Source organism: Propionigenium maris DSM 9537 (assembly GCF_027925155.1).
Taxonomy (GTDB): Bacteria; Fusobacteriota; Fusobacteriia; order Fusobacteriales; family Fusobacteriaceae; genus Propionigenium; species Propionigenium maris.
Genome location: NZ_BSDY01000011.1, coordinates 15,086 through 27,766, shown reverse-complemented (window position 1 = coordinate 27,766; position 12,681 = coordinate 15,086). Strand labels below are relative to the sequence as shown.

The 12,681-nt window shown below is 41.5% G+C and carries 10 protein-coding genes; 2 read left to right on the top strand and 8 right to left on the bottom strand.

Going from position 1 to position 12,681, the window contains the following annotated elements; genetic code table 11:
* Positions 1-51: 51 nt before the first annotated feature.
* On the bottom strand, positions 52-1,779 hold the full coding sequence (sppA, locus tag QMG11_RS12135) for a signal peptide peptidase SppA (RefSeq protein ID WP_281836284.1): 1,728 nt from the start codon (positions 1,777-1,779) through the stop codon (positions 52-54).
* 96 nt (positions 1,780-1,875) lie between these two features.
* Positions 1,876-3,888 carry an oligoendopeptidase F gene (pepF, locus tag QMG11_RS12130; RefSeq protein WP_281836282.1) on the bottom strand — a complete coding sequence of 671 codons (2,013 nt, stop codon included), beginning with the start codon at positions 3,886-3,888 and terminating at the stop codon, positions 1,876-1,878.
* Between the two features lie 822 nt (positions 3,889-4,710).
* Between pepF and asnA the strand changes: the two genes are divergently transcribed.
* Complete coding sequence (gene asnA, locus QMG11_RS12125) at positions 4,711-5,715, top strand: aspartate--ammonia ligase (RefSeq protein ID WP_281836281.1); 1,005 nt, start codon at positions 4,711-4,713, stop codon at positions 5,713-5,715.
* Positions 5,716-6,173: 458 nt separating this feature from the next.
* Here asnA and QMG11_RS12120 read toward each other — a convergent pair whose 3' ends face one another.
* The 5 genes from QMG11_RS12120 to QMG11_RS12100 all read right to left on the bottom strand — a co-directional run bounded on the left by QMG11_RS12120 (position 6,174) and on the right by QMG11_RS12100 (position 11,374).
* A complete protein-coding gene (locus QMG11_RS12120; RefSeq protein ID WP_281836279.1) occupies positions 6,174-7,040 on the bottom strand; it encodes a B12-binding domain-containing radical SAM protein in 867 nt (288 codons plus the stop codon).
* Positions 7,041-7,136: 96 nt separating this feature from the next.
* Positions 7,137-7,397 (bottom strand): hypothetical protein, encoded by a 261-nt coding sequence (locus QMG11_RS12115; protein WP_281836277.1) that lies wholly within the window; start codon positions 7,395-7,397, stop codon positions 7,137-7,139.
* An 875-nt stretch (positions 7,398-8,272) separates the two neighbouring features.
* Positions 8,273-8,914, bottom strand: a complete 642-nt coding sequence (locus QMG11_RS12110) for an LA_2272 family surface repeat-containing protein (RefSeq protein ID WP_281836275.1) — start codon at positions 8,912-8,914, stop codon at positions 8,273-8,275.
* A gap of 733 nt (positions 8,915-9,647) precedes the next feature.
* Positions 9,648-10,871 carry a uracil-xanthine permease family protein gene (locus QMG11_RS12105; protein ID WP_281836273.1) on the bottom strand — a complete coding sequence of 408 codons (1,224 nt, stop codon included), beginning with the start codon at positions 10,869-10,871 and terminating at the stop codon, positions 9,648-9,650.
* A 125-nt stretch (positions 10,872-10,996) separates the two neighbouring features.
* Complete coding sequence (locus QMG11_RS12100) at positions 10,997-11,374, bottom strand: thioesterase family protein (RefSeq protein ID WP_281836272.1); 378 nt, start codon at positions 11,372-11,374, stop codon at positions 10,997-10,999.
* A gap of 133 nt (positions 11,375-11,507) precedes the next feature.
* Here QMG11_RS12100 and yfcE point away from each other — a divergent pair, with 133 nt between their 5' ends.
* Positions 11,508-12,053, top strand: coding sequence for a phosphodiesterase (gene yfcE, locus QMG11_RS12095; RefSeq protein WP_281836271.1), 546 nt, complete (start codon positions 11,508-11,510; stop codon positions 12,051-12,053).
* Positions 12,054-12,419: 366 nt separating this feature from the next.
* Here yfcE and QMG11_RS12090 read toward each other — a convergent pair whose 3' ends face one another.
* A complete protein-coding gene (locus tag QMG11_RS12090) occupies positions 12,420-12,677 on the bottom strand; it encodes a hypothetical protein (RefSeq protein WP_281836270.1) in 258 nt (85 codons plus the stop codon).
* Positions 12,678-12,681 lie beyond the last annotated feature (4 nt).

The following is a 12,681-nucleotide window of genomic DNA, read 5'->3' as shown; positions in this document are numbered from 1 at the left end:
TTTCCTTTTTTCAGGGCTCATTTTCAAAGATTTTATAACTTCCCCAGTGACCTATATCTTGTATGGAAGGTACATTACCGGCCTTACAAGGAGCTCATTCTCCTCTACAACAGCCTTCTCATCTCCGGAAATTACAGCCATTACCCTGCTGTAGACTCCTCTCATATAGCTGTAGCTCATAAAGAACCTTTCAAATGGCTTCTCATCCCTTACCTCTACTACACTGTACTCCTCTAGCTCCAGATACTCTGCCATACCCTCTATGGCGGCCTCTATTCCGCCGATCTCATCTACCAGGCCGTTTTCCACAGCTTCTTCACCCAGCCATACTCTTCCGCCGGCTATCTTCTCAAGGCTTTCGCTGTCTATTCCTCTTCCGCCGGAAACTCTTTCCTTAAACTCCTCGTAAACTCCCAGACTGGATTCATAGATCCTCTCTCTCTCCTCCTCAGTCATCTCGTTAAAGAGGGAGTAGATCCCTGAAAACTTACCCTTTTCGATTATCTCTGTATTCACTCCCAGCTTCTCGCTTACCTCTGAGAAGTTTGGAATTATACTTACCACACCTATGGATCCCGTTACCGTTCCACGGCTGGCGTATATCTTCTGTCCCGCTGAGGATATGTAGTATCCTCCAGAGGCTGCTGTTCCACCCATGGAGATGTAGATAGGCTTCCCTATCTCCTTCATCTTGGCATTTATAACCTCACTGGCAAGAGCAGATCCTCCCGGTGAATCTATCCTCAACACTATCCCCTTTACATCGGGGTTCTCCCCAGCCATATCCAGCTCCTTAATGAGGTTTTCAGGGGTAATTATAGCCTTGGGAGATCTCTGGGCTGAATAGAGGATATTCCCTTCAGCGTATACCACTGCTATCTTATCCTTTACCTCCTTGGGGCTGTGAATATTCTTGGAATACTCTCCCAGCCCCACTACATTTTCTATTCCTCTGTTCTCCAGGAACTCATGGTAGTACTCCAGGCTGTCTATAAGCCTCTCCTTCTTAAGCTTAAACGGGTCTGCCAAGACAAAATCCCCGTCCAGTATCTTTCTGTTTAATATGGTTCTCGGAAGGTTTCTTCTTTCAGCAACCCTAGCCACAAACTCATCATATATAGTGTCCAGTATCCTTGTAAGGTCTGCTTTCCTCTCTGGAGACATATCCTCCCTTACATAGGTTTCCCCAAAGGCCTTGTAGTCTCCCACATGGATAACATTGTACTTTATACCCACCTTGTCTGTGAGCCTCTTAAGGTACCTGGATTCCGTATAGTAACCCTTGAGGTCTATGCTGCTTCCCCTGCTTGGGGGCATCACTATCTCATTGGCATTAACAGCCAGGTAGTAGTTCCTGTTATCCATAACCCTGCTAAAGGCATATACAGGCTTTCCTGCCTCCTTCAGCTCAGTCAGCTTGTCGCTGAGCTCCTCTATCTGGGCTCTGTTAAGAGCTACATCGTCGCTCTTTAATATAACTCCCTTTATCCTGCTATCCCTCTCTGCGCTGTCCAGTATCTTTAAGAGGTTATAGAAGTTTATGTTCTCTCCCTCTATAGCAAAGAGGGTCATTCCTCCCTTCTCCGCCACCTCAGAGGACAGGTTCAGCTCCAGGTAGGAATCATCCTTAATCCTGGCAACCTTCTTCTCCCTGTCTCCGCTGATCTTTATGAATATCCCTGTAAGGATGGCTACTACAATAAGGATCTTTATAGCAAAGGAGGCCAGCTCTTTTAGGATAAACAGTATAACATTTTTCAGTAATTTAAATACAACCATATCTTCCTCCATCATCAACAAAACTTACTCAGGGGAGGTTCACAGGACCTCCCCTGAGTAACTAATCTAAACTTTTCCCAGAAGCCCTATCGGCCCCTACTTCTTTTTCCTTTCATACTTGTCTATCTCCTGCTCCAGAAGGTCCAGAAGCTTATCCAGATCCTTGGCCACTGCTGCCACTGCCTCCGTTTCAGAGAGATCTACCCCTGCCTTCTTCAGCTGCTCCATAGGATGATCATTTCCTCCGGACTTTAGAAGGGTTAAGTACCTGTCCAGAGCTTCCTCCCTCTCCTGGGCACTGTACTTCTCATTTGTAACCTTGTCGTGAAGCACAGCAGATGAAGCAAAGCATGTAGCATACTGGTATACATAGAATGGCGAGTTATAGAAGTGAGGTATCCTTGCCCAGATTATCTTCTGTAGATCATCTATGGCTATGGTATCCCCAAAGTAATCCTTGAAGAGCTTATCCATAATTCCATCCAGTACCTCTGGAGTTATAGCCTGCCCCTCCTCTACCATCTTATGTGCCTGATACTCAAAATCTGCAAATAAAGTCTGTATATAATATGTCCCCACAATATTTCCAAGAGCCTGCTCTATAAGGGCTATCCTCTCAACTGGATCCGTTGTCTCCTCTAGCATGTGGTCCAGAAGAAGTCTCTCGTTGAAGGTAGACGCCACCTCAGCCACAAAGATAGTGTATCTGTGGTTAGCATAGGACTGGTTTTCCATGGAAAGCATGCTGTGCATAGTATGTCCCAGTTCATGGGCCAGGGTAAATACCGAGTCCAGAGTTCCTGTATAGTTCAGTAGCATATATGGATGAACTCCATATACTCCAAGGGAGTAAGCTCCGCTTCTCTTTCCCTGGGTCTCATATACATCCAGCCATCCCTCTCCTACAGCCTTCTCTATTCTCTCCTCATACTCCTTCCCCAGTGGTTTTACCGAGTCCAAAACTATGTTCTTGGCATCATCATACTCAAACCTTCTCTCATACTCCACAAGGTTTATCTGATTGTCATAGTAGTGGTAGTCATCTATTCCCAGAAGTCTCTTTCTGAGACTTGTATATCTCTGAAGGGGCTCCGTATTCTCTCTGGTTACCCTTATCAGGTTCTCATATACCTCAGTTGGTATATTGTTCCCCTCAAGAGCCCTTGATAATATAGAGTCGTAGTTCCTTGCCTGAGTGGAAGCAAAGTTCTTCTGAAGTATAGATCTGTAGATTGCTGCATAGGTATTCTTATTGTCTGCGTAGGAGCTGTAGAGAGCCTCAAAGGCCTTCCTTCTGTCCTCCTGGTTTCTGTAGGTATTAAGTACCTTGGAATACACACCATTTGTAACCTGGAGCTTCTCCCCTGTAGAGAGCTCCACCTCATTCCACTTTATATCGGAAGTTGTGAGCTCCTTGTATATACTTGTTGGAGCCCCCATATACTGTCCATAGTAGGAGAGCAGCTTCTCCTCATTGGCTTCCAGTACATGCTCCTCCAGTCTGTAGATCTCCATGATAGAGAATCTGTGATCCTCCAGCTCGCTGTTGTCATCTATCCACTTTACCATCTTCTCCTTGGGAACTTCCAGGATCTCTGGAGTTACCCAGGCTGTTGCTGCAGAGTACTGGGTCAATAGTGCCTGTACCTCCTGTAGCTTTGAAGATGCCACCTCATCTGTGGAATCCAGGTCTCTCATCATATATGGGTAAAGGTATATCTTGTCCACAAGCTTGGAAAGCTCCTCCTCCATCATCATCACATCTATAAAGTCCTTGGAACTCTCCTTTATCCTTCCCTTGTATCCCGGTATCTTATCCATGAGCTCCTTGGCCTTTTCAAGGTCTGCCTCCCAGGCCTCCCATCCCTCATAGATATCCTTAAGGTTCCATTTATACTTAGGATCTATCTCGCTTCTGCTTCTTAATTTTGTCTCATTCACTCCTTTATCCTCCTTTATCTCAGCTGTTTGGCTCCCCACTTCACCAGTGTCGGCCATCTCCTTCTCCGCAGTCACAGGAGTCATCTTTTCCCTTCCCCTATTGAGGTAGATGTGTCCTCCTATTCCCATAACAGCTATAAGAGCAAGTATAAAAAGTCTTTTTCTCATATTTTTCACTCCCCTATTCTACTTGTCTATTTAGTATTCCCCTTTTTCAGAGATTTCCTTCAACTTCCCTTTAATATAGCAGATTTTAGAGGAGATTGAAACTCCTTTCATTCTTCCTCAGAGTATCTCTCTTCCTGTCTCTCCTTCTATCCCCTTCATAAGCTCCATTCCTTCCTTCTACTCCTTACCCTTAGGAAATCTCATACTATGTAATCTCTTCCGTTTCTTCAGAAATTAATTTTTACAAACATAGAAACACTAACTTTTTTCACCATAAATCAAAGTTTTTTAACAGACCGTTGGATCTCTTTTAAAACCTTTATTCAAAAGGGGTCTCTCAGTGTTCGGAAGATGTATTTTTTCCTTTTTTTGAACTCTCATCAAAACTTATCGTTGACAAGTCTGATTTTTTGGTATATCCTTACTATCAAATAAATCTAATTCACGGAGAGATGTCCTATGAAAACTTTAATGTTTCTAATTAACAACAATAATAATAATAATAATAATATGAGGGATTTGCGCCATTAACTATTTAAAATTAGTCATTGGTTCGAATCTATTTTGCGTATCAAAAAGATTTTAGCCCATGACAAATTCCTCAAACCATTGAATGTTGAGCCGTCTGGGTTAAAATCCAGGCGGCTTTTTTGTTTTAAATTAATGAGAATAACTATCCGATATATAATTTAAAGCACTCAGGCGACCAAAGGAAGTTCTGAGTTTCATTATTACAATCCGTGGCAAAGAATCTATTTTTAAGGTTTTAATAACATTTTCATAAAAAATTTTATCAATTATAAAAATTCAGGAGGTACTACCATGAAAAAACTAATTATCCCAAAGGACTACACTGCAAAACTACCACTATTTGAAACTGAGATCGCCATAAAGGAGCTCAAGGACTTCTTCCAGGTATCCCTCTCCAAGGAGCTTTCCCTTACAAGGGTTTCAGCACCTCTCTTTGTAAGATCGGAATCTGGATTAAACGATGACCTTAGCGGTCTGGAGACAGCTGTTTCCTTCTCCACAGACCACGAGAAGGAGGTACAGATCGTCCACTCCCTGGCTAAGTGGAAGAGGATGGCCCTCCACAGATATGGGATCAAGCCATACAACGGTCTCTATGCTGATATGAACGCCATCAGAAAGTGTGAGGAACTTTCAAACATCCACTCCCTCTATGTGGATCAGTGGGACTGGGAAAAGATAATCCCAAAGGAGGCAAGAACTCCAGAGAAGCTAGAGGATATCGTTAGAAGGATCTACAGGGTATTCAAGGAAACTGAGGAGTATATCACAGGTCTATATCCTGCCCTGGATAAGAAGCTTCCAGAGGATATCACCTTCATCTCCTCACAGGAACTGGAGGACAGATATCCTGATTCTACTCCAAAGGAGAGAGAGGACTATGCAGCCAAGGAATATGGTGCTGTATTCATAAGCAAGATCGGAGGGGCACTGAAGAGCGGTGAGAAGCACGACGGAAGAGCTCCAGACTACGATGACTGGGAGTTAAACGGAGATATCATCTTCTGGAACGACCTCCTTCAGAGAGCCTTTGAGCTGTCTTCCATGGGAATCAGAGTAGATGAGGACAGCCTTGCCAAGCAGCTGGAGATAGCAGGGTGCACAGAGAGAAGGGAGCTTCCATTCCACAAGATGCTTCTAGAGGGTGAGCTTCCATACACAGTGGGAGGAGGTATAGGTCAGTCTAGAATCTGTATGTTCTTCCTGGAGAAGGCCCACATAGGTGAGGTTCAGTCCTCTCTATGGCCAGAGGAGATGGTAAAAGCCTGCGAGGAAGCTGGTATCGAACTCCTGTAAACCTATCTAAGCATGAATTTATGAAGCCTTTAAACACTTGCCACGAAATCCACTAATTATCGTGGTAAGTATCTGGGAAAAGCATTTACACGGCTTTTGATCATTGAAAAGCTCTAAATAATCAAATTCCCTCTTTATATCGACCTAGCTTTGTACTTATTTATCTGCTAGGCCGTACAACAGAATAAGTTCCGCAGCGATACCCTCGTATATTTTACATTAGAAACGAGGACTGTAGCTCTCAAAGGCCGTAGAGAAATAGTTAAGCCCTAGAGAGATTATAAAGAGGGCCAGCTTTTCTTTGGTTCGTTTCTTCGCAGTGAATGAAATGAGGAAGTACTCTTGGGGTATTGCTGGTTAAAAGAAATGAATACCAAAAGAATTGTTATAAGTTTTATAAATTTCTATAATTAATTAAATAATTAAAAAGAGGTCGCCAACAAGCGACCTCTCTTTTCTTAGAGTCCCCTAAAGAACTCCTCCTTATAATCCTCTTCCTCTATAGCTTCCTCTATCTCCCTCAAGAGCTTTTCCTTATCCCTTCCGAGAACTCCCTCCATAGCCAGGTAGTTGGAAGCATGGTTACTTCTGAATATTGTCTTATCTAAGCTTGTCTCCTGAAGGAAGATCCTTGCTTCATCCAAGACCTCCTCTGGACTCAGAAGCTCAAACCTTCCCTTCTCTATATCTCTCATTATCTCAGCGCTTTCATCCAGCATAAGGGTGAGAAGGGACAGGTAGTTGGGTTTTATCCTGTTCACTGCCCTTGCAGATTCCACAGCATGCTCTTTCATCAACTTCCTTCCTCCAAGACCCGATATGAGCATCACAGATACCTTCATTCCCGCTTCCTTGGCTCTCAGAGCTCCCTCTACACACTCTCCCACAGATATCCCCTTATTCATCTGGGAGAGCACTCTATCGCTTCCGCTTTCAAGACCTATATAGGCTATTCCAAGTCCCGCCTCCTTGAGCTTTTTCAGCTCCTCTACACTCTTTCCCAGCAGGTTTTTCCCGTGGGCATATATCCCCACCCTGTTTATCTGGGGGATCTCCTCCCTTATAAAGGTAAGTATCCTCATAAGCTCGGAAGTTGGCATCCCCATAGCATCTCCGTCAGCTAAAAAGACCCTCTTATAGTAATCATAATAGTTCTTCAGACCTCTGAGCTCCTCTATTATCTCATCACTGCTCCTCATCCTGAACTTCTTCTCCCTGTACATGGTACAGAAACGGCACCTGTTGTGGGAGCACCCGATAGTTGCCTGTATAATCAGACTCCTCCCCTCGCTGGGGGGTCTGAAAACTCTTCCCTCATATTCCATCTCTCTCCTCCTAACCTTCCTCTATCTCCCTTCCATATTAAGCCATTTAGAGATAAATGTCAAAAAAAGAGAGGGCTCAGCCCCCTCTGCCAATCTCTATCTGTTTTCGTGACCCCTTCCCATATTGTCCAGGTCCCTGTGGAACTCAGAGTAGGTCTCCATATTAGCTTCCCTATCCCTTCTTTCCTCTGTAACTATAAAGCTGTACTCCTCTGGAGTAGCTCTGTTTAGCATCTCCTGATTCTCCGCATACTCCTTCTGTACCTCTATAAACTCATTTCTTGTCCTAAACTCATGATCCCTTCCGTAAGAAACTGCTCCCACTACTACCATTCCTACTAATAATAATTTTTTCATAACAATTCCTCCCTTTCCGTCAGTGATTTTATTCTTTATAGGCACATTATACTACCCATAATTACATTTAAAAATGTCACCTGACGCAAAAGAAAACTTTTGTTCCGGTAGATCCATATGATCTTTCTTTGATCCTTAATTTTTTTAATCATTCTACTCTTATTTTCTGGATAAGAAGTATTTCGCACCTTTCTCTTAAAAAAAGGTGCCCAGACAACGCAAAGAAACATTGCGTTGCGGCAAATTATAGTCGTCATCTTATGACTCTTTGATTTCCACGAAGTTCAAGACTTCCGATAATTGTCTTTGAAGGTAGAACATGTTTCCGTTTCTTTTATGAACTCTAGATGAACAAACTCCCATATCTCTAAAATTTATTCCATAAATTAAGAGCTAGTGGGATAGATAGAACCTATTCTGTCTGACGAAGCGAAGTAAGGATAATTAGTGTAGTAAGACAGCCACTTTAGAATCTCAATTTACCGTGGAAAGGCTATTGCCACAAATACACTTACCACGAATTTACACTAATCATAAAACCAAGTGTCTGTGAAAGCATCTATACGAATTAAGATTTTGAATTAAAGTGGCTGTCTGCAGGCGGTTGTCGAGCTTCACTTCCAGTCTGCTTCATTGCGTTTTACACCTTTAGGCTCTGTAGAGAGCCCAGGAGAGCAATGGAAACTCTGTAACACTTATAAAGACCATTGCCGGAAGACTTGACCTTTTAGGTACCTTTTGTGTCAAGACAAAAGGTACAAACATTGATCCTAACTTACTTATAAAAATTTTTAAAAATTAAATGTTGTTTCTTGACCTTTTATAGAAAGGCATACATAAGAAAAAAAGAAAGCCCTAAAGGCTTTCTTTATAAATTACATACTCTTCCTAAAGTTTACAATTGGAAGTACTGGGAATATTCCATTCTCAGCATAGTTTACAAGTCCTACCTGCAGACCGTCCAGGTTCTTAGTAGCGTTTACAAATCCCAGCTGGAATGTTGTTGATTCAGCATAGTTTACAAATCCAAGATCTATAGTGGAGTGTCCACCGGTATAGTTAACAAAACCTAGCTTTAGCATAGAATCTCCCTTGGTTGCATTTAAAAGCCCAAGATCGATAAGACTTTCACTCTTTGTGTAGTTGACTAATCCTAGCTGTACACCCTTCATATTGTTTGTGTAGTTTAAAAGTCCTATGTTTAATCCCTTACTCTGACCCTCCTGCCAGTTAAATAGTGCCAGGGAAGCTCCTGTAAACTCTCCGTTTACCCTTGCTCCTCCCAGGATGAATCCCAGCTGAAGTCCCTTAAAGTTCTCTACCTCAGAAAGTCCAAGAACAGATACATTTACTCCAGTTACATTCTCAGTCTTTCCATAGAGAAGGTTTAGCCTCGCTCCCTTTACATCTCCCTCTGGAAGGTTTGCCCCTGGTACAGACAGCTGAACCGGGTTAGCTGCAAATGCCACAGAGGTCATTAAAAATACCCCTGCAATTAAATAAAATAACTTCTTCATTGTATAGCCTCCTTATATGTTGTGAACTATATTATAGAGAAGTTACCCTATTTTTTCAATTAAAGGCGAATTTATTTTTTTTAATGATCAATTTTTACTTTCTAAATAACAACTGCTAATGCTGTCCTCTTCTCCTTCTGTCCCTTAATCCTTTTCCTTAACCCTGCACAGATTACTGGTGCTTGTTAAAAAATCATTTATATTATTTAAGATGGGTTCATCACATTCTGCTATTCTCTCTTCATTTCTCCATCTAATCTCTCTCCCTCTTTATATCGATATAGCTTTCTACTCAAATATAGGCTAGACCGTACAACAGAATAAGTTCCACAGTGATATTCTCATATATTTTACATTAGAAACGAGGACTGTATCTTTCAAAGGTCGTAGATTAATAATCTCTACTTCTAAAAAATTATAAAGAGGGTACATTTTCTTTGGTTCGTTTCTTTTGGGTAACAAAAGAAATGCACAATAAAAATAGAGGGCTAATAGCCCTCTACTGGATAAACACCTTGTAGTCCAATGTATGTTTAATTTCTGGTTTCTCCTGTTTTTTCTCTCTTTTTCTAAAGATTCCCCTAAAGTTCTTCAACATCCTTTTCATAAAAGCCCCTCCTTTTATAAAATGCGATAACATCCTTTAACTTAATAGAAGTATACTACATTTTTATGTTGTTTTTGTGTCTTTAAGGGTCCTTTTTAAGAAAACTTTAAGCTCCCTGTAATAATCTTATATATTTTTAGGAAGGCTCTTGTTAAGTACCACACCAACCAGGGCTGCAATAGCAAGGCCTGAAAGGGATACTGTTTTCCAGATCACTACATTATCTATAGCTATTCCAAGAACAAAGATAAGAGAAGCTATAATAAGGTTTCTTGAGTGTCCAAAATCAAGCTCAGCTTCAATAAGGGTTCTTACTCCCACAGAGGCGATCATTCCAAACAGGATTATCGATACCCCTCCCATTACAGGTACTGGGATCGTCTGAAGTATTGCTCCAAACTTCCCTATAAAACTCAGTGCTATTGCATATACTGCTGCAATTCTAAGTACTGCAGGATCATATACCTTAGTTACAGCAAGTACCCCTGTATTCTCACCGTAAGTCGTGTTTGCCGGTCCACCAATAAGCCCAGCAAACATTGTAGCCACTCCGTCTCCCAGCATAGTTCTGTGGATTCCAGGCTCCTCAAAGAAGTCCTTTCCAACTACAGCTCCGTTTGTAGTTATATCTCCTATATGCTCGATGAATACAACCATAGCTATTGGCGCTATTGCTACTATTCCTGTTACAGAGAACTTAGGTACAGTAAGCAGGTGGCTCATAGCTTCTGGTGAGAAACCTATCCAGTTAGCCTTTGCTATAGCTGCAAAATCAACCAGTCCTGCAGGTATCGAGATAAGGTATCCCAGAGTTACCGAGATAAGGATTGGTACCAGTCTGAAGAAGGATTTCTCCAGTACAGATATCACTATCATAGATGACACAACAACAAGGGCTATAAGAAGACTCTTGATGTCAAAAGCTCCGTCAGCATATCCAATCATTCCCAGAGCTATAGGACTCATTCTCAGTCCGATTACCATGATGATAGGTCCAGTTACAATTGGCGGGAAGAAGGATCTTACCTTATCCACTCCAAACTTTTTAATCAGAAGAGCCATAAGCATATAGATTACCCCTGCTCCCATAACCCCGGCTTTTACGCTGGCAATTCCCTCAGCCTTTAAAACAAGTGAGATAGCTCCTATAAATGCAAAGGATGATCCTAAAAATACCGGTACAACCTTCTTGGTGCACATGTGAAATAGTAGTGTTCCTGCTCCTGCTGCAAGTAGTGCTATAGATGGATTCAACCCTGTTAAAAACGGTACCAGTACTGTAGCTCCAAACATTGCCAGTACGTGTTGTAATCCAAGTATATACTTGGTCTTTCCTTCAATTTTATGCATTTCCTTTTCCTCCCCATATCTTATATAAATTATTTTATAAACTTAATTATTCCCAACATTTTAAAGTCAGGTTATTTCATTACCTTATTTTATTCCATAAAAAAAGGGGACACTATCCCCTTGAACTACTTCTTAATATTTTCCAAAAACTTTTTCTCATCAACTATAAATCTAACGTGATCACCGCTTCCAACAACTTCACCACTAAATGTAACCTCCACTGTATAGTGGAGTTTCTTTCCCTCTATCTTAGTTAATACTGCATTACACTGAAGCTCATCTCCAATAAGATTTGCTCTCATATGCCTGATATTAACAGATATACCCACAGTAGTCTCTCCAACGGAAAGCTCTCTCTGAGCCAATTCAAAAGCTGTATTCTCCATAAAGGCAATCATCATAGGAGTAGAAAATACTTCCAGTGCTCCTGAAGCTACCTTAGCTGCTGTATCTGCTGGTGTTACTACCTTTTTAAGTGTCAGTTCCATTCCTTCTCTCAACATTTCCATCCCTCCCTCAATTAACCTTCCGAAGGATTTTACTATATATCCTGACTTTTGTCAAACTTTTAATATTTACCTTGGATTTTAAATGAGGGAATGGTAGTATAAATCTATACATAACAGGAGGTGCAAGATGACTATTTTAACTATATCGGATATCCACGGTTCCTACCACTATCTGGAGAAGGCCCTTGAGGTTTTCCACAGGGACAATGCCGACCTAATCCTTATCCTGGGGGACGAGCTCTACCACGGTCCCAGAAATCCCCTGCCAGAAGGATACAATCCAAAGCTTGTGGCTGAGACCCTCAATAAATATAAAGATAAAATAATAGCTGTAAGGGGAAACTGTGACAGTGAGGTTGATCAGATGGTTTTAGATTATCCCATAACTTCAGATCTTTCCACACTTCTCTGGGAGGGAAGAAGGATTACAGCTACCCACGGACATATCTACAATGAGGAGAATACTCCTCCAATGAGCAGTGGAGACATCCTCATCTATGGACATACCCACCTACCGGTGGCCAAAAAGGAGAAGGATATCTTCATCCTTAATCCCGGTTCCATAAGTCTTCCCAAGGGAGGAAATAAAAACTCCTATGGTATCTTTAAAGATTCCTCCTTCAAGGTCATCTCCTTTGAGGGAGATATAGTTGCAGAGATCTCCTTCGACTAAAGATTTACCTTACTTAAATATGAGTTTGAAAACGTGACTCATAGTCGTTGTGCATCACAATAATATTTTTGCTTCGTTTCGTTGAACTTCTTTAGGCTCTGTAGAGAGTCCTGCAAAGAAACGGATACCCTGAGTCTGCTCAAAAAGACATTTATGAATCCCTAGACTTTTGTGTGAAACAAGGAGTTAATTTTAACGACTATGTTTCCCCACAACGGGATAACGTTGCTTGGGTGCTCAGTCAAGGTTTTGACTGAGTACTGAAAAACATAATCATGAATATCAGTGTTTTTCAGCAAAATGAACTCCATTTCTCAAAAGAAAGAGGAAAAAAAACTTATTAAAAAAAAGAGAGCTTTAAGCTCTCTATTTTTTATCATCTATGTACTTTCTATCCTTAAGTATGAAATAACTTATTCCCAATATAAACTTTGCAATACCGTCTTCCGTCTTCCTTAAAAATTTGGGACCTTTCAATGCCCAGTCGTGTACTCTGAATCCTGATTCCATAATCTTCAGGAGGTACTTATCGTCCTCTTCATAGGGAGTAAAGATCAAAAGTGCCGATGCATATAATATCACAATTAACAGGGATACTAGCGCCAATGCAATAATAACAGCCATAGAA